General features: G+C 69.2%; 21 protein-coding genes. 13 read left to right on the forward strand and 8 right to left on the reverse strand.

Going from position 1 to position 19627, the window contains the following annotated elements:
• Positions 1-2 precede the first annotated feature (2 nt).
• The 4 genes from KBI44_02855 (at position 3) to KBI44_02870 (ending at position 5083) form a co-directional block, all read left to right on the forward strand.
• Positions 3-2291, forward strand: a complete 2289-nt coding sequence (locus KBI44_02855) for a hypothetical protein (GenBank protein MBP9143396.1) — start codon at positions 3-5, stop codon at positions 2289-2291.
• Positions 2288-2821, forward strand: coding sequence for a pantetheine-phosphate adenylyltransferase (coaD, locus tag KBI44_02860; GenBank protein MBP9143397.1), 534 nt, complete (start codon positions 2288-2290; stop codon positions 2819-2821). Before KBI44_02855 ends, coaD begins: the two co-directional genes overlap by 4 nt.
• Before the next feature lie 62 nt (positions 2822-2883).
• Complete coding sequence (gene add / locus KBI44_02865) at positions 2884-3867, forward strand: adenosine deaminase (GenBank protein ID MBP9143398.1); 984 nt, start codon at positions 2884-2886, stop codon at positions 3865-3867.
• A gap of 415 nt (positions 3868-4282) precedes the next feature.
• Positions 4283-5083 carry a hypothetical protein gene (locus KBI44_02870; GenBank protein MBP9143399.1) on the forward strand — a complete coding sequence of 267 codons (801 nt, stop codon included), beginning with the start codon at positions 4283-4285 and terminating at the stop codon, positions 5081-5083.
• A gap of 35 nt (positions 5084-5118) precedes the next feature.
• Here KBI44_02870 and KBI44_02875 read toward each other — a convergent pair whose 3' ends face one another.
• The 7 genes from KBI44_02875 to KBI44_02905 all read right to left on the reverse strand — a co-directional run bounded on the left by KBI44_02875 (position 5119) and on the right by KBI44_02905 (position 10124).
• Positions 5119-5718 (reverse strand): GNAT family N-acetyltransferase, encoded by a 600-nt coding sequence (locus KBI44_02875; GenBank protein MBP9143400.1) that lies wholly within the window; start codon positions 5716-5718, stop codon positions 5119-5121.
• Positions 5719-5734: 16 nt separating this feature from the next.
• Positions 5735-6100, reverse strand: coding sequence for a DUF1428 domain-containing protein (locus KBI44_02880; protein ID MBP9143401.1), 366 nt, complete (start codon positions 6098-6100; stop codon positions 5735-5737).
• Positions 6101-6187: 87 nt separating this feature from the next.
• Entirely contained in the window at positions 6188-7459 is a 1272-nt protein-coding gene (locus KBI44_02885; protein ID MBP9143402.1) for an MFS transporter, read from the reverse strand.
• The gene (locus tag KBI44_02890; protein MBP9143403.1) at positions 7456-7725 is read right to left on the reverse strand and encodes a hypothetical protein; all 270 of its coding nucleotides are present in this window, start codon (positions 7723-7725) and stop codon (positions 7456-7458) included. Before KBI44_02890 ends, KBI44_02885 begins: the two co-directional genes overlap by 4 nt.
• A gap of 3 nt (positions 7726-7728) precedes the next feature.
• A complete protein-coding gene (locus tag KBI44_02895) occupies positions 7729-8064 on the reverse strand; it encodes a type II toxin-antitoxin system PemK/MazF family toxin (GenBank protein MBP9143404.1) in 336 nt (111 codons plus the stop codon).
• Entirely contained in the window at positions 8054-8290 is a 237-nt protein-coding gene (locus tag KBI44_02900) for a hypothetical protein (GenBank protein MBP9143405.1), read from the reverse strand. Before KBI44_02900 ends, KBI44_02895 begins: the two co-directional genes overlap by 11 nt.
• A 94-nt stretch (positions 8291-8384) precedes the next feature.
• Entirely contained in the window at positions 8385-10124 is a 1740-nt protein-coding gene (locus KBI44_02905) for a M28 family peptidase (protein ID MBP9143406.1), read from the reverse strand.
• A gap of 89 nt (positions 10125-10213) precedes the next feature.
• Between KBI44_02905 and KBI44_02910 the strand changes: the two genes are divergently transcribed.
• From KBI44_02910 to KBI44_02950, 9 genes are all read left to right on the forward strand, one after another.
• Complete coding sequence (locus KBI44_02910) at positions 10214-11059, forward strand: DUF2071 domain-containing protein (GenBank protein MBP9143407.1); 846 nt, start codon at positions 10214-10216, stop codon at positions 11057-11059.
• Positions 11060-11119: 60 nt separating this feature from the next.
• A complete protein-coding gene (locus KBI44_02915) occupies positions 11120-12370 on the forward strand; it encodes an MFS transporter (GenBank protein ID MBP9143408.1) in 1251 nt (416 codons plus the stop codon).
• Positions 12371-12458: 88 nt separating this feature from the next.
• On the forward strand, positions 12459-13610 hold the full coding sequence (locus KBI44_02920) for a 3-isopropylmalate dehydrogenase (protein ID MBP9143409.1): 1152 nt from the start codon (positions 12459-12461) through the stop codon (positions 13608-13610).
• A gap of 12 nt (positions 13611-13622) precedes the next feature.
• Positions 13623-14867 (forward strand): 2-isopropylmalate synthase, encoded by a 1245-nt coding sequence (locus KBI44_02925; GenBank protein MBP9143410.1) that lies wholly within the window; start codon positions 13623-13625, stop codon positions 14865-14867.
• A gap of 68 nt (positions 14868-14935) precedes the next feature.
• Positions 14936-15166, forward strand: coding sequence for a type II toxin-antitoxin system VapB family antitoxin (locus tag KBI44_02930; protein ID MBP9143411.1), 231 nt, complete (start codon positions 14936-14938; stop codon positions 15164-15166).
• Positions 15153-15560, forward strand: coding sequence for a PIN domain-containing protein (locus tag KBI44_02935; protein MBP9143412.1), 408 nt, complete (start codon positions 15153-15155; stop codon positions 15558-15560). Before KBI44_02930 ends, KBI44_02935 begins: the two co-directional genes overlap by 14 nt.
• A gap of 13 nt (positions 15561-15573) precedes the next feature.
• Positions 15574-16233 (forward strand): MBL fold metallo-hydrolase, encoded by a 660-nt coding sequence (locus tag KBI44_02940; GenBank protein ID MBP9143413.1) that lies wholly within the window; start codon positions 15574-15576, stop codon positions 16231-16233.
• Complete coding sequence (gene xerD, locus KBI44_02945) at positions 16227-17144, forward strand: site-specific tyrosine recombinase XerD (protein ID MBP9143414.1); 918 nt, start codon at positions 16227-16229, stop codon at positions 17142-17144. The genes KBI44_02940 and xerD overlap by 7 nt, the downstream gene beginning before the upstream one ends.
• Positions 17119-17925: a lytic transglycosylase domain-containing protein gene (locus tag KBI44_02950; GenBank protein MBP9143415.1), complete on the forward strand. Its 807-nt coding sequence runs from the start codon at positions 17119-17121 to the stop codon at positions 17923-17925. The genes xerD and KBI44_02950 overlap by 26 nt, the downstream gene beginning before the upstream one ends.
• 616 nt (positions 17926-18541) lie before the next feature.
• Here KBI44_02950 and KBI44_02955 read toward each other — a convergent pair.
• Complete coding sequence (locus KBI44_02955) at positions 18542-19474, reverse strand: transposase (GenBank protein MBP9143416.1); 933 nt, start codon at positions 19472-19474, stop codon at positions 18542-18544.
• Positions 19475-19627: the final 153 nt, after the last annotated feature.

Here is a 19627-nt window from a genome sequence, read left to right on the forward strand (position 1 = left end):
CGGTGCTGGCGGGGGCCCTGTCCTGGGCCGCGCCGTCGGGCGCGAGTCCGGTCCGGATCCACCAGATCCAGTCGCAGGCGGGTTTCGTCGCCGGCACGCTCACCGGCGTCCGGATCGACGCCCGCGGTGTCCTGACGCTCGCGGCCGACGTCGAGACGGTCGCCCAGGTTCCGGAGCCGTTCGCCTTCGCGATCGCGACGCTCCCGGACGGCTGGGCGATCGGGACCGGCGGCGAGGGCCGGGTCTTGAAGGTCTCCCGCGACGGAGCGGTCTCGGTCCTCTTCGACGCGCCGGAGGCCAACGTCTTCGCGCTCCACGCCGACCGCGACGGAACCCTCTTCGCCGGTACCTCGCCTTCCGGCAAGGTCTACCGCATCCGCCCCGGAGCGGCCGGCAAGGCGCCCGAGGCCACGCCGTTCTTCGATCCGCAGGAGACCTACATCTGGGCGCTGGCGCGCGGCGCCGACGGCGCCCTTTGGGTCGCGACCGGCACGGAAGGGCACCTCTACCGGGTCGACGCGGCCGGTCAGGGGACGCTCGCTTACGACGGTGAGGATGCCCACCTGCGCAGCCTCCTCGTCGAGCGCGACGGCAGCCTCCTGATCGGAACCGCGGGGCAGGGGCTGCTCCTGCGGCGTTCCGCCGACGGCAGCGTGCGGACGATCTACGACTCGGCGCTCTCCGAAGCCGTCGCCCTGGCCGAGGCTCCGGGCGGAACCGTCTTCGCGGCCGTGCTGGCTTCGGAGGCGAGCTATCTCGATCTGGCGGCGCCGCGGCCGGCGGCAGATGCGGCCAAGGGGAGCGACGCCGCTGCCGACTCGCAGGCGACCGTGAGCGTGGAGGGGGAGGGGGATGCGGAGCCGGCGGCCGCCGGGTCGCGCCCTCCCGGAGCGAAAGGCCCGCGCAGCGAGCTGGTGGCGATCTCGGCGGCAGGTCTGGTCGAAACCGTCTGGACGTCGCAGGAAGAGACGGTCTTCGCGATGTCGTGGATGGGCCGCCGCCTCTTCGTGGCGACCGGCGCCGAGGGTCGTCTCTACAGCGTCGAGGGCGTCGAGGGCACACCGTCGGCGGCCACGCCGGTCCCCCCCCTCCCGCCGCTCAACGTCACGCTGGACCACGACTTCGACCAGCGCCAGGTCGTCGGGCTCGGTGCCGACGCGGCCGGCACCGACCTGGGCGCCGGAATCCGCGGCGCGGCCGCCGGACTGCCGGTACTCCTGACGACCAACGCTGCGGCTCTCTATCGCCTCACAGAGCGGGCCTCGGCCAGCGGGACCTACATCAGCGCGCCACTCGACTCTGGGCTTCTGGCCCGCTACGGAGTCTTTCGCTGGAGTGGCGAGATGCCGGAGGGCACGAGCGTCCGCCTGAGTTTCCGTACCGGATCGAGCGCCATCCCGGACGCCACCTGGTCGCCCTGGAGCGCTGCCGCGAACGGCGTGCCGGTGGGCCGGGGCTGGGAGGTGCCGATCCCCCCGATCGGCAACGGCCGTTACCTGCAGTGGCAGGCCGAGCTCACGGGCGAACGCGGGCGATCGCCGCGCCTGATGCTGGCCGAGGCCTCGTACCGCCAGGTCAACCAGCGGCCGAGGATCGACCGCTTCGGTGCCCTCGACCCCGGCGAGATCCTGGTGCCGGCGAACTTCAATCCGGCCGACCAGGCCTACGAGCCGGCCGGACCGAACAAGGACGGCATCTTCACCACCCTGCAACCGGCGGCGACCGGCGGCGACACGCGGACGAAACAGCTCTGGAAGCTCGGCCAGCGGACGCTGCGCTGGCGGGTGACCGATCCCAACGGCGACGAGCTGCGTTACGCGCTCGCGGTGCGGACCGAGGCCGGAGCGCCCGCCTGGCTGCCGCTGACCGACGACGTGAAGGAGGATTTCTTCGGCTTCGATGCCACCGTTCTGCCGGACGGGCGCTATCGCTTCCGCCTGACGGCCTCGGATCGCCGCGGCAACAGTGCGGAGGACGAGTTGACCGCGGAACAGGAAAGCGAGCCGGTGGTCATCGACCACTCGCCGCCGGCCCGCGCCCGCGCCGAGAAGCGTGGCGGCGTCTGGAGCGTCGGCGTGACGGACCGATTGAATCCGCTGCGCGAGGCGCTGCTGTCGATCGACGCCGGGGAGTGGCGGCCGGTGGCCGCCGCGGACGGTCTGCTCGACGGCCAGCAGGAGACGCTACTGCTCGGCGAGATTCCGGACTCGGCGCGGCTGGTGCTGCTGCGCCTCGCGGACGCCGCGCTCAACTACGAGACGTTCGATCTCTCCTCCGAGGTGAAACGATGAGCCGTCGCGTCGCGGTCTACCCCGGCTCGTTCGATCCGATCCACAATGGCCACCTCGACATCATCGAGCGTTGCCGGCCGATGTTCGACGAGGTGGTCATTGCGGTGCTGCACAACGAGGACAAGAACCCGCTCTTCACGGTGGAGGAGCGCATGGAGATGATCCGGGCGCTGGTGGGTAACGACGGGATCTTCCGCGTCGAGAGCTTTTCGGGCCTCCTGGTCGAGTTCATGGAGCAGATCCGGTCGCGCACCATCGTGCGCGGCCTGCGGGCGGTTTCGGATTTCGAGTACGAGTTCCAGATGGCGCTGATGAACCGGCATCTGAATCCGCGCATCGAGACCGTCTTCATGATGCCCAAGGAGGAGTACAGCTACGTCTCCAGCCGGCTGCTCAAGGAGGTCTCGCGCTTCGGCGCCGAGATCACCGGTCTCGTGCCGCCGCTGGTATTCGATCGGCTGCGCGAGAAACAGGGGCGCGGCCCGCTCACCCAGGTTTCCCGGGGACTTCGTCCCGAGGAGGCACTCTGACTCTCCAAGGTTTCCTGCGCGCGATTCCAAAGGTCGAGTTGCACGTTCATCTCGAAGGCGCGATGCGTCCGCGGACGCTCCTGGCACTCGCGCGCCGCCGGCGGGTGACGCTGCCCGCCGATGACGAAGCGGGTCTGCGTGAGTGGTTCCGTTTCCGCGACTTCGACCACTTCGTCGACATCTATCTCACCTGCTCGAAGTGCGTCCGCGACCCCGAGGATTTCCAGCGTCTGCTCGCCGATTTCGCCATCGACCAGGCGGCGGAGAACATCCGCTACTCGGAGGTGCATTTCACCATCGGGACGCACTGGCAGAACGGCGTCGCGATCGACGAGGTGCTCGACGCGATGGCCGAGACGATCGTAGCGGTCGAGCGCGACGAGAACGTGCGCATCCGCCTGATTCCCGACATCGTGCGCGACGTCGGCAAGGAGACCGCCGATCCGACCCTCGACTGGGCTCTCGCGGGCCAGAAGAAGGGGGTGGTGGTCGCGCTCGGGCTCACCGGGCGCGAGGCGCTCTTCCCGAGCGAGCCGTTCGCCGACCACTTCGCCGCCGCCGCCGCCGCCGGGCTTCACTGCGTGGCGCACGCCGGGGAGCACGCTGGGCCGCAGGCGGTCTATTCGGCGCTCGACTCCTGCCGCGCCGAGCGCATCGGTCACGGCGTGCGCTCGATCGAGGACCCTGGTCTCGTGGACCGGCTGCGCACCCACCGCGTACCGATCGAGGTCTGCCCGACCTCGAACATCTGCCTCGGCGTTGCGCCCGACGTGGCGCACCATCCGTTCGACGAGATGCGCCGCGCCGGGCTCGAGGTGTCGATCAACACCGACGACCCGGCGCTGTTCGACACGACGCTCTCGGAGGAGTTCCGGCGGGTCGGCGAGGCCTACTCCTACACGCCGGAGGTGCTCGCCAATCTCGCGCTGGCGGCCGCCGCGCACTCCTTCCTGCCCGAAGCGGAGAAGCGCTCCCACCTGGCCGCCATGCGCGAAGAGATCCTCGCCGCCGCCGCTCGCCACCTCGGGCGAGAGCTCGACATCTAGCTAAGGCCGCGTCAGCGCGCTTTCGTGGCGCGCCGGGCGCGCCACCAAGTCGGGATTCAGTCCGTCGCGAGTCGGGGGGAGGCGATGCCGACTGCGATCGGAGAATTGACGAAACCTCCGCGCGATTGGGGAATCGCTGACCGGCGCGCGTCGCTGCCGGGGCGATTCGCGCGATCTCGTACCCGCTGACTCTTCGATCGTAGCTGGCATCTTCGCTGCATGCGCAGGGCAGAGCAGAGAGGGGTGGCCTCGCTGTGGAGTCCTGTGCTGGGGAGCCCGGAGGAGTGTGCTAGAAAACCCCCACTCGTCGCGTTCCGGAAGGAAGGAGGATTCGATCCGATCCGTTCCTGGATCGGAATCGGCGTCCGTACAACGATGGCCGGCCCGCCGCGCCATCCTTTTTCAGGGAGGAAAGATGCAGCCCAAGATGATGCTCGTCCTCTGCAGCGCTTCCGCCGCCATCGCCCTCGGGGCCTGGCTCCCCGGGGAGGCCGGCGCCTCCGACTTCCGGCTCGCCCAGCCGCCGCCCGCCGACCTGCCGCTCGCCCAGGAGCCGCTGGGTCCGGCGCCGAATTGGATCGAGCATTTCGATGCGTACGCCACCGGCTCCGAGGTCATCGGGCAGGGCGGGTGGGAGGGCTGGGGCGGTTCGGGAACTGTCGGCGCGCTGACCAGCGCCACGCAACTCCGAAGCGCCCCGAATTCGATCGACGTCGTCGGCGATACCGACCTCGTCCACCAGTACTCAGGCTACACATCGGGCGTGTGGACCTACACGGCCTGGCAGTACCTGCCGACGGCGGTTACCGGCCGCACCTACTTCATCCTCCTCAACACCTATCCCGCGTTGGCGTTCGGGCACTGGTCGGTCCAGCTCTGCTTCGACGGCACCGCCGGAGTGGTTCGCGACGACACGCTCGGCGACTGCACCACCGGCGTGACGGCGCCGCTGGTGCGCGACCAGTGGGTCGAAATCCGCGTCGTCGCCGACCTGACGGCGAATACCCAGACGGTCTTCTACAACGGCGCGCAGTTCTACACGGCCCCCTGGTCGACGCACCTCGGGCCCGAGGGAGCGGTCAGCCTGCGGGGCGTGGACCTGTTCGCCAACAACGCGACCTCGACCTTCTACGATGACCTGTCGCTCTCCAACCTGCCGTTCCTGGACGGCTTCGAGAGCGGCGACACCGCAGCCTGGCATCAGACGGTACCCTGACGGGGCCGGCCCTCGAGCGACGACCCGGCACCGCCTCAGGGGGCGCGGTGCCGGGCGAGCCGGCCGGAAAGATGCTTGCGGACGTCCGGCCACTCGCTGGCGAGCACGCTGTAGAGGACGGTGTCGCGCACCGAGCCGTCGCGCCGCGCCCAGTGATGGCGGATCACTCCGTCCCTCTTCGCTCCGAGCGCTTCGATCGCCCTCTGCGAGGCGAAGTTGAAGTTGTCGGTCCGCAGGCCGACCACCCGGCAACCGAGCGTCTCGAAGGCGTGCGTGAAGAGCAGGAGCTTGCAGGCGGAGTTGACGTGACTGCGCTGCCAGGCGGCGGCGTACCAGGTCCAGCCGATCTCCACCCGGTCGGCCGCCGCGACGATGTCGTGGTAGCGCGTGCTGCCGACGATGGCGCCGCTCGCGAGCTCGCGCACGGCCCACGGCAGCATGTCGCCGGCGCGCTGGCCGGCGAGCGCCCTGTCGATGTAGCCGGCAGTCTCCTCCGGCGCCGGCACGGAGGTGTACCAGAGCTCCCAGAGCCGGCCGTCGGCGGCCGCCGCAGCGAGGCCGTCACAGTGCGCCGCCGCCAGCGGTTCGAGCCGTACTCCGTCGCCTTCGAGCGTCACCGGGGTTGGAGCGATCATGCCGACCCTCCAACGCTCAGAACGAGACGAGGGTCTTGAATCCGCCGTAGGCCATGCGCTTCATGTCGAACGGCATCGCGTCGGGGTTCATCATCTTGGCGAGCCGGGGATCGCTGAGAACCTTCTTGAGCACCTTGTCGCGATGGGCGCGCGACTTGTAGACGATCCAGGAGAAGCCGATGAGCTCGCCGGGCTTCGCCAGCACCATACCGGGGAAGGACACACTCCCTTTCTTCTTCTTCGGAATGTCTTCCCCGAGACACTCCTGATAGGCGAGCGCCCCATGCTCCATCCAGACCTTCCCGGCCTTCCTCGCGATCCGCTTGTACTCCGCAACCTTCTTCTTCGGCACCGCGAAGACGAATCCATCGACGTAGCTCATGAGGCCTCCCAGGGTCGTGGTTGTCTGGCATGCACTAGCAGCGGAGTCTAGTCCAGGCGAAAGCAGCTGCGTCCAGGAGGGTGAGGTTCAGGTCGGCTCTTCGGGCGGGGCGCCGGCGGACATCTGGAGCTCGACGATCATCTGGCGGGCTTCGAGGCGCAGGGCGGGGAGGTGGCGGGCGAAGAGGAGGGCACCGGCGATGCAGATCGCACCGCCCCCGGCCAGGGTCGCGGGAGCGCCGATCCGGGCAGCGAGGAAGCCCGCGACGAGGGCGCCGATCGGCGCCATGCCCATGAACATCATGGCGTAGAGCGACATCACGCGGCCGCGCATGGCGTCGGGAATGAGCGACTGGATGAGCGTGTTCGAGCTCGCCATCTGGCTCATGACGAAGAAGCCGACCGGCACGAGGAGGAGCGCCGAGAGCCGGAAGTCGCGCGAGAGGGCGAAGGCAATCAGGGAGATCCCCATTCCGCCGGCGCAGATGGCAATGAACGTACCCAGGCCCTTGACGTGCCTGCGGCTGGCGAGCACGATCGCGCCGAGGAGAGCGCCCACACCGGCGCAGCCCATCAGCAGACCGAGCTCGCGGGCGCCGCCGCCCAGGATCTCGCGCGCGAAGACCGGCATCAGGACGACGTAGGGCATGCCGGTGAGGCTCACGACGCCGAGCAGCAGCAGGAGGGCGCGCACCGGGCGGGCGCGCGAGGCGTAGACGAAGCCTTCGCGCACGCTCGCCCATGCAGTAGTGGCGTGCGCGCCCCGCGCCGGCGCCGGCAGCCGCATCGCCAGGAGGCTGCCGAGGACCGCGAAATAGCTCACCCCGTTGACGAGGAAGCACCAGCCCTCGCCGATCCGAGCCACGAGAATACCGGCGATCGCCGGCCCGAGGACGCGCGCGCCGTTGAAGATCGACGAGTTCAGGGCGATCGCGTTCACCAGGTCGTCGCGCCCGACCATGTCGACCGCGAACGCCTGGCGGGTGGGAATGTCGAAGGCGTTCACCACGCCGGAGAGTGCCGCCAGGACGAGGATCCAGGAGATCGACACCTGTCCGCCGAGCGTCAGCGCCGCGAGAGTGAACGCCAGGACCATCGAGGTGGCCTGGGTCGCGAGCAGCACCCGGCGCCGGGCGAAGCGGTCCGCCACGACGCCGCCGGCGGGGGAGAAGAGCAGGGCCGGGATCTGGCCGGCGAAGCCGACGATGCCGAGGACGGCGGCCGAGTGCGTGAGGCTGTAGGCGAGCCAGGCCTGGGCGACCGACTGCATCCAGGTGCCGGTGAGCGAGACGAGCTGGCCGGCGAAGAAGAGCCGGTAGTTGCGATGCCTCAGGGAGCGGAGCGCTTCGGGGAGGCTCAAGCCTTGCCCTGCGGCCGCCGCGAAGCTGTCGGAGGCGGCGGCTGCGGCGGCGCGGCGCTCTCCTCGGCCTCGGTGTCGTCGCGCTCGTCGAGGAGGATCTCGATCTTGCGCTCGGGTTCGAGCTGTTTCTGCAGCTCGAGGAGTCCCGTGCGCATCAGTCCGCGCCGCCGGCTCTTGCCATGGATCCTCTCCTGGCGCTTGCCTTCGAGGAGGACGAGGACGACGAGCACCAGGATACCGATCCCCAACCAGGCCTGAGCGGTCATCGGTCAGAGCTCGAGAACGAGGCGCAGGCCGGCGTCGAGCGCCGCGAGCTCGCTCGGCCGAAGCTGGGACACACGCTCGATCAGGTCGGCCTTGAGGACCTTCTGCAGGTCGTAGACGTTGGCGACGGAGGGCTTCCCAAGGCGGGTCGAGCGGGTGTCGAGCCGGACGTTTCCGGGCAGTCCCTCGAGATGCAGACGGCCGGTCAGCGGCACGACGAGAAATGAAGCGATGCGGGGCTCGCGGACCTTGTCGGTCTGGACGATGACCGCCGGACGGCGTTTGTCGACGCGCACCCACCAGACCTCACCGCGGCTGGGCAGCGGGGAGTCACCAGTCATCTTCGGCATACTCCTGCGCCATGCGGGCACGCTGGTAGTCGCGCCAGGCGGTCTCGTCCTCCGCGACGTCCCAGCCATGCCGGTCCAGGTAGGCCCGGGTCCGGGCGCGGACGCGGGCTTCGTCGAGGAGCTCCGCCAGCAGACCCGAGCGCGTCGTGCCGCGCCGTGCCGCTTCCGCGTCCGCGAACCGGACGAGCTCCTCGGTGAGGGAGACGCCGATCTTCATGACACCAGTGTAGCACCACGCGGAATACCCGGGTATTCCATGGTCGCCCGGCCCTGCGGCGGTCAGAAGGAGGTGTTGCGGTCCAGGCGTTGCTTCACGGTGTCCCGTTTCCGGCGCCGTCGGCCAGCGCAGCCTCGCGAGCCGCTTCGAATTCGTCGCCGGGGTTCCAGGTCGGCATGGCGTCGGCGTTGGCGATGGCGGTGCCGATGGCCAGCGCGAGCCGGGTGTCCTCGAGCATGCCGTCCCAGACCCAGTCGGCGTTCAACTCGTCGCACGGCTGGTGGTAGCAGGTCGCGTCGTAGGCCTCCTGTCGCGCCTTGGCGGCCGGGGCGCCCGCGCCCACGAACTCGGTTCCCGGGTCGAGGTAGATCGCCGGCACGCCGATGCGCGCGAAGTGGAACTGGTCCGAACGGTAGAAGGAGCCCTTCTCGGGCGCCGGGTCGCCGTGGACGACCCGGCCCTGCGCCGCGGCGGCGGCGGTCACCACGGCGTCGAGCGACGACTTGCCGAAGCCGACGTAGGTGACGTCGCGGGTGCGGCCGTAGATGTTCGCCGAGTCGAGGTTGATGTTCGCGGCCATCTTGCCCGGAGCGAAGGTCGGGTGGGTCGAGTAGTGCCGGGAGCCCAGCAGGCCCTGCTCCTCGGCGGCGACGAAGAGGAAGAGGATCGAGCGCCGCGGGCGCTCGGGCAAGGCCGCGAACGCTCTTGCCAGGGCGAGGAGCTGGGCGCAGCCGGTGGCGTTGTCGAGCGCGCCGTTGTAGATCGTGTCGCCCTCCTTGTCGGGCGAGGCGACGCCCAGATGGTCGTGATGGGCGGTGTAGACGACCACCTCGTCACGCAGGACGGGATCGGATCCGGGCAGGAGCCCGGCGACGTTCGCGGTTTCGACTTTGCGGATCTGGTTCTCGAGCGTCAGGCTGGTGCGGATGCCGAGCGGCACCGGACGGAACGATTTCGACCTCGCGGCCTCGACGAGCTCGGAGAGCTTCCGGCCGGAGAGCGCGACCAGCTTCTCGGCGGCCCCTTCGGTCGTCCAGCCGGAGATCTGCAGGCGCGGTTCGTCGCCCGCGGGGAGCTCGAACTGTTCGCTCGACCAGGAGGATTGAACGACCTGGAACGGATAGCCGGCGGAGGGGGTGGTGTGGATGATGACGGCGCCAGCCGCGCCCTGGCGCGCGGCGCTCTCGTACTTGTAGGTCCAGCGGCCGTAGTAGAGCCGGCGCTTGCCGGCGAAGAGGGCGTCGTCCCAGTCCGGATCGTTGTTGAGCATCAGCAGGACTTTGCCCCGCAGATCGACCCCTTTGAAATCGTCCCAGCCGTACTCCGGCGCCTGGATGCCGTAGCCAACGAAGACGACCTCCGAATCCTGGATCGTCGCTGTCGCCGCCTGGACGCCCGACGCCGCGATGAACTCCTCCCGGCGGGCGAGCGCAACCCGGCCGCCCGGAGCCTGAAACTCCCAGGTCGCCGGGGCCTGCGAATCGATGCCCACCATCGGAAACGACTGCTCCCAGGTTGGCGATGGCGACCCCGCGCCGGCGCCCGTGCCGACTCCCGGCACCAGGCCGAGAGCTTCGAGCTCGCTGGAGAGGTAGAGCCGCGCCACCTGGTCGCCGCGGCTCCCCGGCCCTCGCCCCTCGAGGGCGTCGGAGGAGAGGAAACGCACCGTCGCGGCGAGGCCCGCGGCGTCGATCGGCCCGCCGGCCGGTGTCGGCTCGACGACGGCAGGCGGGGAGCCGCTGTCGGCGCGGGTCGCGGAGGTCGCGAGCAGCATGCCGACGGTCAGGGTGCAGCCGAGCAGGGGGATCGCGGCGGAGCGAGACGATCGGTTCATGGCGCCATTCTCCCCTGAAAGCGGCCGTCCGGCGCTCTTGCGACGCGTGCCCACTTGCCGGTCAGCGGGAGACAGGCTAACTTCCCCGGGTGGTCCTCGAAACGGCGCTCGCCGATGCTCTCTACCTGAACTGGGCGATTCCGCTCGCGGCGTTGCCACCGGCGCCGGCCGGGCTGCGCTACGACCTGGGGCGCGCCGGCCACGTTGGGAGTGAAGGCCTGGCGTTCTTCTCGCTGGTGCTCTACCGCCAGGTAGGTCTCCACCTGCGGGGAGCGAGCTGGCTCGCTCTGTCCTATCCCCAGGTCGATGCGCGACTCTACGTGCGCGACGCCGTCAACACAGCGTCGGTCCTGCTGCTTCGCCAGCTGGTGCCCGGATGGGTGGTGCCGCTCGGGAGACTCGTCGGCGGGCAGCCGCTCTCGGCGGCGGTCTGTGAGTTTCCCGACGGGCTTCCGGAGGCGCCGGCGGATGGCGCCCTTCGGGAGAGCGGCGGGGCTCCAGATCCGGATCCGCGCATCTGGCGCTGGAGGTTCTCCGCCGGAGCTCGCCTGACGACGGCGGTGCGCATCGGCGCACCCGGAGGATTCGCCGGAGCGGCCGGCGGAGGCTCGGGCGGCGAGGTCGAGGATCCGCGACCGCGCTCCTCGCGGCAGTGGGAGGGGGAGGTCGCGTTCTTTCGCGACCGCACTCGCGCCTTCTGGCGGCAGGGCGCCTCCCTGCGGCGTGTCGAGACCGACCGGCCGGCGACCCCTGCGCTGCCGGTCAGCGCGCGGATCGAGCAGGCCGACTGGCTCGAGACATTCCTGCCGTTCGTACCCGTCGAAGGCTGGTCCGAGGTGCACTCGGCCTTCCTCGTGCCCAGGGTTCAGTTCGTCTTCGCCTTCGAAGGGGCGCGCGAGGTGCCGGTCGCTGCGCCGATGACCGCGGCCGGATGAGCCGCGCGACGCCAGCCCAGATCTGCGTTTCGCGCCAGCTTTCCGTTACGAGCTGATCGCTTGAGCCCCCTGCGCCGGCTCGGCCGGAGCTACGTCCGTGCCTTCTCGGGCCTCCCCGGCGAGGTCTGGATCCTCGCTTTCGCCACGCTGGTCAATCGCGCCGGCACGATGGTGCTGCCGTTCCTCACCCTCTACCTGACCGGACAGTTCGGGTGGAGTCCCGCCGCAGCCGGCCGGATGCTCGCCCTCTACGGCGCCGGCGCCATCGGCGGCGCCTTCCTCGGTGGATGGGCGGCGGACCGCTGGTCGCCAGTCGCGGTGCAGCAGTTCTCCCTCATCGGCACCGGCTTCGGATTCCTCGCCCTCACCCGGATCGAATCGGAACGCGGCTGGGGCGTCGCCATGGTGGTGATCAGCCTGGTCGCGGAGTGCTACCGGCCGGCACTGCTCGCCGCAGCGGGCAAGGATGTCCCGGCGGAGGTGCGGGGGCGTTCGATGGGGCTCCTGCGCCTGGCCGTGAACGCCGGCATGTCGATCGGACCGGCGGTCGGCGGCCTTCTGGCGAGCGCCAACTACGATCTGCTGTTTCTCGCCGACGCCGGCACCTGTTGGGCCGCCGCCGCAGTCCTCTTTCTCGCCCGCCGGCGGGCCGCGCGCCGCGGCATGCGGCCCGTCGCAGCTTCCGACGAGGCGCCGCAACCGGTGGGCTCGCCCTGGCGCGACGGCCCGTTCGTCGTCTTCCTCGGCCTCGCGATGGTTCTGGCGATCGTCTTCTTCCAGATCAATGGCACTTTTCCGCTCTATCTGCACCATGAATACGGGCTCAGCGAGGCCGCCATCGGGGGGCTCCTCGGCCTCAACGCGCTCGTCGTAGTCGCCTTTGAGATGCTCATCCTGCACCGCACCGAGCGCCTGGCTCCACTCGCGATCATCGGGCCGGGCGCCTTTCTCCTCTGCCTCGGTTTCGCGCTCCTGCCCCTGGGGCGCGGGGCGCTCTTCGCCGCCGCAACCGTGCTCGTCTGGACAGTCGGCGAGATGCTCACTCTGCCGATGACCAACATCTTCGTCGCCGCCCGGGCCGGATCGGCGCGCGCCGGGCGCTATATGGGCGCTTATACGATGGCCTTCGCGACCGCCTTCCTGCTGGCGCCGGCGCTGGGCCTGTCGGTTTACGACCGCTATGGCGGGGGCGTGCTCTGGGGGGCGGCCGGCGTGGTCGGCGGCGCCCTCTGGCTCGGATTCTGGGGGCTGGGTCGCGTGCTAGCATCGACCGCCGTCAGCGCCGAGTGCGAGTCACGTCCGCCCGACTGAGGCCGATCGGGATGGACCTCGATTCACTCCACCGGGCTCCCACGAGCCGAGAGTCAACGAGAGCCAGCAAGAGCCAGCGAGAGCCACGATGAATCTGACCGACCCGAAGGATCGCCGTCCGCAGCGCATCGCTGTCCTGCCCGGAGATGGCATCGGCCGCGACGTCACCGCCGAGGCGGTCAAGGTGATGCAGGCCGCCGCCGAGCGCCACTCCCTGCCGCTCGAGCTGGTCCATTTCCCGTGGAGCGCCGACCACTACCTCGAGACCGGAGTCTCGATCCCGGCCGGCGCGATGGACGACCTGCGCGACAACTTCTCCGCCATCTTCATCGGCGCCTACGGCGACCCGCGCATCCCCGACATGCGGCACGCCGCCGACATCCTGCTCGGGATCCGTTTTCAGCTCGACCTCTACATCAACTTCCGGCCGTGCAAGCTCTACGACGCCCGGCTCTGCCCGCTCAAGGGCAAGAGCGAGGGCGATATCGACTTCACGGTCTTCCGTGAGAACACCGAGGGTGCTTACGTCGGTGTCGGCGGCTTCCTGAAGAAGGGGACCCCCGACGAGGTCGCGCTGCAGGAAGAGGTCAACACCTACAAGGGCGTCGAGCGCATCTGCCGCGCGGCGTTCGAATGGGCGGCGGCGAACGGCAAGAAGAAGGTCCTGATGGCCGACAAGTCGAACGTCATGCGTTTCGGCCACGATCTGTGGCAACGCGTCTTCTTCGGTCTCGCGAAGGAGTATCCGGCGATCGAGGCCTCGCACATGTTCGTCGACGCGCTCTGTATGCAGCTGGTGCGCGCCCCGGAGCAGTTCGAGGTCATCGTTTCGAACAACATGTTCGGCGACATCCTCACCGACCTGGGCGCGGCGCTGCAGGGCGGTCTGGGGGTCGCCGGCTCGGCGAATCTCCATCCGGGGCGCACCTCCATGTTCGAGCCGGTGCACGGCTCGGCGCCGAAATACGCCGGCACCGGCAAGGCGAATCCGCTCGGCGCGATCCTCTCGACCTCCCTGATGCTGGAGACGCTCGGGCACCGTGCCGCGGCGCTCGAGATCGAGAGCATCGTCGGCGAGTCGATCCGGACCGGCCGCACCACGCACGACCTGGGCGGCAGCCTCACCACCGGCGAAGTCGGCGACTTCGTGGCGCGAGCCATCGCTTCTGGATCCGGTGCTGCGGGAACGGCCGATCCTGGATCTGGCGCCGCGGCCCGGCCGGCCGCGTTCGTCTCCTGAGGAGGTCCGTCGATGCAACCCTCCGTATCCGAGTTGATCTATGACTGGAACGATTGCCTGGGTGAGCTCCATCCGGCGCGTGGCCGCATTGCGCTGAACGACGAGACTCTCCGCGACGGATTGCAGTCGCCGTCGGTGAAGACGCCGACGATCGGGCAGAAGCTCGAGATCCTCCACGGTCTCGCCGCCATCGGCATCGACTCGCTGAACATCGGCCTGCCGGGCGCCGGGTCGCACGTCGTCGCCGATGTGACGCGCATCGCCCAGGAGATCGTGGACCAGAAGCTCGCCATCGCCGCCAACTGCGCGGCGCGAACGCTCGAGGCCGACATCCGCCCGATCGTCGAGATCTCGCAGCGAACGGGCCTCGCGATCGAGGTCGCCTGCTTCCTCGGCTCGTCGCCGATCCGCCAGTACACTGAAGGGTGGGAGATGGCAAAGCTCCTCGAACTGACGCGCGAGGCGGTCGGGCTCGCGACGCGCGAGGGTCTGCCGGTGATGTACGTCACCGAGGACACGACGCGGGCCCGGCCCGAGGACGCGCGCGCCCTCTACACGGCGGCGGTCGAGGCCGGGGCGCGGCGGATCTGCATCGCCGACACGGTCGGGCATGCGACGCCCGAAGGGGCACGCAACCTCGTCCGCTTCCTGCGTGAGGTGGTGGACGACACCGGCGAGGACGTGGCGATCGATTGGCACGGCCACAACGACCGCGGGCTCGGACTCGCCAACGCCGTCGCGGCCGCCGAAGCCGGCGCGGACAGGATTCACGGCACGATCCTCGGGATTGGCGAGCGCGTCGGCAATTGCGCCCTCGACCAGCTGCTGGTGAACTTCGAGCTCTTCGGCTGGAGCCACTGGAACCTGCAGCCGCTCGCCGGGCTCTGCGCGCTGGTGTCGCGGGCGACCGGGGTGGCGATCCCCGAGAGCTATCCGGTCTTCGGCAGGGACGCCTACCGCACCCAGACGGGAGTGCACGCCGCGGCCATCCTCAAGGCGCGAGCCAAGGGGCACGACTGGCTCGCCGACCGGGTCTACTCGGGCATCCCGGCGGCGATGGTCGGCCGGCGGCAGGAGGTCGAGGTGGGTCCGATGAGCGGCCAGGCGAACGTCCTCTGCTGGCTGCAGGAGCGCGGTCTCGAGGCCTCGCCCGAGTGCGTACAGGCGATCTTCCGCGCCGCCAAGGAGTCGAAGGCGGTGCTCTCCGAAGAGCGCATTCTCGCGCTTTGCAGCGGGTTCCTTCCGGTTCCCGAATAGGATCCAGGCGCCGCGAGACCTGCGGACCTGCGGACGAGCTCGGCGCACAGAGATGATAAAATGTGCGCATGAAGCGCACGAACCTTCTCCTCGACGAAGTTCTCCTCGAAGAGGCGACGCGCCTCTGCGGCAAGCGCACTTACTCGGCGACGGTCGATCTAGCGCTCTCCGAGCTCGTGCGCAGGGCGCGGGCCGGCAAGATCCTCGAGCTCGCCGGCAAGGGGCTGTGGCAGGGCGATCTCGCCAGGATGCGTGGAGAAGAACCGCCGAAAGTGAAAGGTCGGCGTGTTTCTGGTTGACACTTCCGTCTGGATCGAGCTCTTTCGCCAACGACCGTCCGTCTCCTTGGCCGACTTGGGCGGGCTTGAAGAGGTCGTGACCTGCCTGCCGGTGATTCAAGAGGTATTGCAGGGCTTTGGGGATCCGGCCGCATATCGCATCGCTCGGGAGGCGATGTTCGCGCTTCCAATCGTCGAGTCGCCGCTCTCGAGTCCGCTGGTCGAGGAGGCGGTCGATCTCTACCGCTCGGCCCGGCGCGCCGGCGTCACCCCGCGGTCGAGCGTCGACTGCCTCATCGCAGCCTGCGCGCTCCGCCACGAGCTCCCGGTAGCCCACTGTGATCGCGACTACGCGCAGCTCGCGCGCGTCTCGGCGCTACGCGAGCTCGATCTCTCGGTGGGGCGTCGGCGGTGAGCGAGGTTCCACTGTGATCCTGGAGATGCTCACCGTCGGCCCACTGGCCGAGAACTGCTACCTCATCGGGGCCGCAGGCGCCGCCGGAGGCGGCCGCTGCGCCGTCGTCGATCCCGGCGCCGAGAGCGACCGGATTTTCGCCGCCATCGAGCGCCGGGGTCTCACCCCGGAGCGCATCCTCCTGACCCACGGCCACGTCGATCACATCGCCCACTGCGCCCATGTCGCGGAGCGCTTCGGCATCGGCCTCTGGATCCATCGCGACGATCTGCCTTATCTCGAGCGCCCGCAGTGGCCGGAGCTCGAGGCTTTTCTCCGGGCACGCCCTTGTCCGGCGCCGTCGGGCTGGCTCGAAGAGGGCACCGACGTCGAGGTCGCGGGCCTCGCGCTGCAGGTGCTCCACACCCCCGGCCATACCCCCGGCGGCGTCTGCCTGATCGACGAGGCCAGTCGGGAGATTCTGGTCGGCGACACGATCTTCTGCCGCGGCGTCGGACGCACCGATCTCCCCGGCGGTGACGGCGCCCAGCTCGCCCGTTCGATCCGCGAGAAGCTCTTCCAGCTCGGCGGCGACTATCGGCTCTTTCCCGGGCACGGCCCCGAGACCGGGCTCGACGAGGAGCGGCGCGAGAATCCGTTCGTCGGCGCGGCGGTGGCCGCCCCGGCATGGTGAATCCGCCGGTCCCCTGGCGGCGGCGTCTCGATCTCTGGCTCGACGCGCTCGCCTTCGAGCGCGGGCTTTCCCCCCAGACAGTGGCGGCCTATCGCAGCGATCTCGTGCGTCTGGGGGACTGGCTCGATCGGCAGAAGGGCAAGGGCGCGGGGACGGACCTGGTCACCGCCGACCCGGCGGCGATCGCCGCCCATCTGCGCTGGCTGCACGGCCAGGAGATCAGCCCGCGCTCGGCGCGCCGGGCGATGGCGGCGATGCACGGCTTCTACCGCGATCTGGTCGAAGCGGGTGAGCGCCGCGACGATCCGGTGGAGAATCTGGAGGCGCCGCGGTTGTTCAAGCGTCTGCCCAAAGTGCTGTCGGAGGAGGAGGTCGAGCGCCTCCTCGCGGCGCCCGACCTCGCCACCCCGGCGGGAGTGCGCGACCGTGCGATGCTGGAGCTCCTCTACGCCACGGGCCTGCGGGTGTCGGAGCTCGTCGGTCTGCGGCTGCCGCAGATCGACCTCAAGGGCGGGTACCTCCTCGCCTTCGGCAAGGGCTCGAAAGAGCGCGTGGTGCCGGTGGGGGAGGAGGCGGAGCGTTTTCTCGCCCGCTACCTGACGGAGCTCCGCCCGAAGTTGGCGCGCGGCCGCCACGACGCGGTGTTCGTGAATCTGCGCGGTGCGCCGATGACCCGGCAGGGGTTCTGGAAGATCCTCAAGGCCTGGGGCCTGCGCGCCGGCATCGACCGGCCGATCTCGCCGCATGTCCTGCGCCACAGCTTCGCGACCCATCTGCTCGAGCACGGCGCCGATCTGCGCGCCGTCCAGGCGATGCTCGGCCACTCCGACATCGCGACGACGGAGATCTACACCCACATCCACCAGGAGCGCCTGCGCGGCGCCTATGACCGTTTTCACCCGCGTGCGTAAGATAGTCGTGACCGCGATGCCGGAATCCGCGCGCTGCCGTGCCTTTCTGCGCCCCCTCGGGCTCGCGCTCTGCGCGTTCGCCCTGGCGCGCGCGGTACCGGCGCACCTCGTCATCCTGACCGATGGCTCGGTGATCAAGGCCGAAGGCTATGTGGTCGATGAGCAGGGGGCGGTTCTGACGTTCGCCAAGGGCGGCTCGATGCGCCTGCCGCTGCTGCGGGTGGAGCGCGTGGTGGACGACGAGGTCGTCCCCGAGCCGGAGAAGGCGGCCGAGGTCCTCGAGGCGACGGCGTATGACTTCCCGGTGCGCTTCACGGAGGGGGACAAGGCGCCCGCGACCGCCTACAGCGAGCTCATCTTCGCCGCCGCCCGCAAGCACAAGGTCAATCCCCACCTGATCGCGGCGGTGATCCGCGCCGAGTCGGCGTTCAATCCCCGGGCGCTCTCTCCGAAAGGGGCCCGTGGCCTCATGCAGCTCATGCCGGCGACCGCCAAGCGCTACGGCGTGCGGACCGGCGAGCTCTTCCAGCCGGAACGAAACATCGAAGCGGGGGTACGCTACCTGTCGTTCCTCACCGACCGCTTCGCCGGCGACCTGCCGCGGATCCTCGCCGGCTACAACGCCGGCGAAGGCTCCGTCGACCGCTACGGCGGCGTCCCGCCCTACCGCGAGACTCAGGGCTACGTCCGCCGCATCCTCGGCTACCTCGGCCTCGAGACCGCCACCCTCGCGAGCCTCGCCCGAGAAGGCACTCCGCAGCTGCCGTCCAGCCACCCTTAGTTGAAAGCCTCAACGACGACCCTCGAGGATTCGGAGCCTGCCGTTTATCGCGGCCCGGTGATCGTTCACACCCATAAAGGGGGTCGAAATGCCTTGTGAGTCTTGCTATCGGTTTCCAGCGCCGACCTCAAACTTTGCCGAACTTGGCTTATCGAGCGAACGACAGGGAACCGTTTACCAGTGCAAGAAGTGTGGCACCTATCTCGAGCTGGTTGCAGAAGAGCGATCCGTGCGGTTTACGCCGCTGGATGAGCTTCGTCGTCACTATCCCGATGTGTTTGGTGATACCACCGAAGAGCCTGCACCCCGTTGACGTTCGCAACGCCCTAGAAGAGGTGCCACCCCCTAGAAGAGGTGCCACCCAAATTTCAAGCTCTCTCGACCCTAGTCCAAGGAAATTGCATCCTCCTGGCGTGAGCCGTGTTCTTTTCGGCTCCCTTCACTGATTCGGACACGCTCAAGTCGGTCGTAGCGTCCGCTGGAGGAATTCCTCAGCGCGGTTGCGCTGCGTGGCCTATCGATTGGGGCCCGGAACCGTCTCCAAGGCGCGAGGTTCCAGCTGAAGGCTGCTCCGTGCGCCAAGAGTCTTCGGGTTGTGCTCGAGCTTGCTAAGCCGCTAACCGGTTCGGGCGGCCAGTCGAATCGGAAGCCGCGGAGGGAACGCACCTACGGGGAACTCGAAATCCGTCGCGCCCGCCCGAAGCCGGTGCGCGGCGTATCGATAGGCCTTGCGGAAGGCGAAGTAGGCTTTGCGGAGGCTGCGACGCACGGCCGGAGCCACGGCATGCACCAGGGGGGCTGGGCCCTTCTTGATCCGGTTCGGCTCGTGATGAGGATTCTGCCGGCAGACGGCGTCGGCTCCGAGCGGCGCCTTCCCGGTTTCTTCCTGCAGCCGTCGGGCGTCATGCTCGATGGCGTCGATCAGTTGAAGGACGCGAGCTCGATACTCCTCCGGGGGGATCGATTCCCAGCACGGAAGGGGCGTGAGCTGGAGCTCCTCATGCTCCATGAAGGCCTCTGGCTCGATCGGAATCCCCTTGCGCCGTGCCCCGGACTCGAGGGTCCGGTCGTGCCAGCGGCCAGAGAGAGGCGTCCCCTCGGTCAGGGCTTGGGCGCAATGGACCCCAGGCCAGTCGAACGGCGAAGCGACGAGACCTTCCTTGACGCCTTGCGCAAGGACGTACGAAAGCCGGGCCACCTGGGCCTCTTCCTCGTCGGAGACGATGACCGCCTGGAAGCGCCCGCCCCAGAACTTCTCGCGCCAGCGCGCGAGGCGGCCGGCCTCCCGGGCGAGATTCGAGTTGAGGTAGTTCATGAACTCGGCGAGCTGCTGGGCGTCGGTGACGGTCAGGAGAAGGTGGTAGTGGTTGGAGAGGAAAGCCGGGGCGTGGATCGGAACCTCTGACCGGCGGGCAGCGCGGGCGAGGACGCCCCGGATGACGTCGTTGAGGCCCGCCGAAGGACGCAGGAGCAGGCGGCCCTGGATCGTCCGACAGGTGACCTCGACAAGCGCTCCTCCGGGCGGGATGTATCTCAGTCTTCTTGCCATACAGGTGAAAGACGTAAATCGGTTCGGCAATCTGGCGCCGAAGGCTGGAGAGGCCGTCTTTGGAAATCGGGTGGCACTTCTACCGGGGCACTTCTACCGCACTTCTACCTCCAAACCGCCGACAGTGAAACTCGGCTGGCACCTCAGCCCCGC

Source organism: Thermoanaerobaculia bacterium, assembly GCA_018057705.1.
In the GTDB taxonomy this organism is placed as follows: Bacteria; Acidobacteriota; Thermoanaerobaculia; order Multivoradales; family JAGPDF01; genus JAGPDF01.

What these genes read in the sequence shown, in the direction of transcription:
- coaD (MBP9143397.1), top strand. Translation starts at nt 2,288, where the DNA reads ATGAGCCGTCGCGTCGCGGTCTACCCCGGCTCGTTCGATCCGATCCAC.
- add (MBP9143398.1), top strand. Translation starts at nt 2,884, where the DNA reads ATGCGTCCGCGGACGCTCCTGGCACTCGCGCGCCGCCGGCGGGTGACG.
- KBI44_02870 (MBP9143399.1), top strand. Translation starts at nt 4,283, where the DNA reads ATGCAGCCCAAGATGATGCTCGTCCTCTGCAGCGCTTCCGCCGCCATC.
- KBI44_02875 (MBP9143400.1), bottom strand. Translation starts at nt 5,718, where the DNA reads ATGATCGCTCCAACCCCGGTGACGCTCGAAGGCGACGGAGTACGGCTC.
- KBI44_02880 (MBP9143401.1), bottom strand. Translation starts at nt 6,100, where the DNA reads ATGAGCTACGTCGATGGATTCGTCTTCGCGGTGCCGAAGAAGAAGGTT.
- KBI44_02890 (MBP9143403.1), bottom strand. Translation starts at nt 7,725, where the DNA reads ATGACCGCTCAGGCCTGGTTGGGGATCGGTATCCTGGTGCTCGTCGTC.
- KBI44_02895 (MBP9143404.1), bottom strand. Translation starts at nt 8,064, where the DNA reads ATGACTGGTGACTCCCCGCTGCCCAGCCGCGGTGAGGTCTGGTGGGTG.
- KBI44_02900 (MBP9143405.1), bottom strand. Translation starts at nt 8,290, where the DNA reads ATGAAGATCGGCGTCTCCCTCACCGAGGAGCTCGTCCGGTTCGCGGAC.
- KBI44_02905 (MBP9143406.1), bottom strand. Translation starts at nt 10,124, where the DNA reads ATGAACCGATCGTCTCGCTCCGCCGCGATCCCCCTGCTCGGCTGCACC.
- KBI44_02920 (MBP9143409.1), top strand. Translation starts at nt 12,459, where the DNA reads ATGAATCTGACCGACCCGAAGGATCGCCGTCCGCAGCGCATCGCTGTC.
- KBI44_02925 (MBP9143410.1), top strand. Translation starts at nt 13,623, where the DNA reads ATGCAACCCTCCGTATCCGAGTTGATCTATGACTGGAACGATTGCCTG.
- KBI44_02930 (MBP9143411.1), top strand. Translation starts at nt 14,936, where the DNA reads ATGAAGCGCACGAACCTTCTCCTCGACGAAGTTCTCCTCGAAGAGGCG.
- xerD (MBP9143414.1), top strand. Translation starts at nt 16,227, where the DNA reads ATGGTGAATCCGCCGGTCCCCTGGCGGCGGCGTCTCGATCTCTGGCTC.
- KBI44_02950 (MBP9143415.1), top strand. Translation starts at nt 17,119, where the DNA reads ATGACCGTTTTCACCCGCGTGCGTAAGATAGTCGTGACCGCGATGCCG.
- KBI44_02955 (MBP9143416.1), bottom strand. Translation starts at nt 19,474, where the DNA reads ATGGCAAGAAGACTGAGATACATCCCGCCCGGAGGAGCGCTTGTCGAG.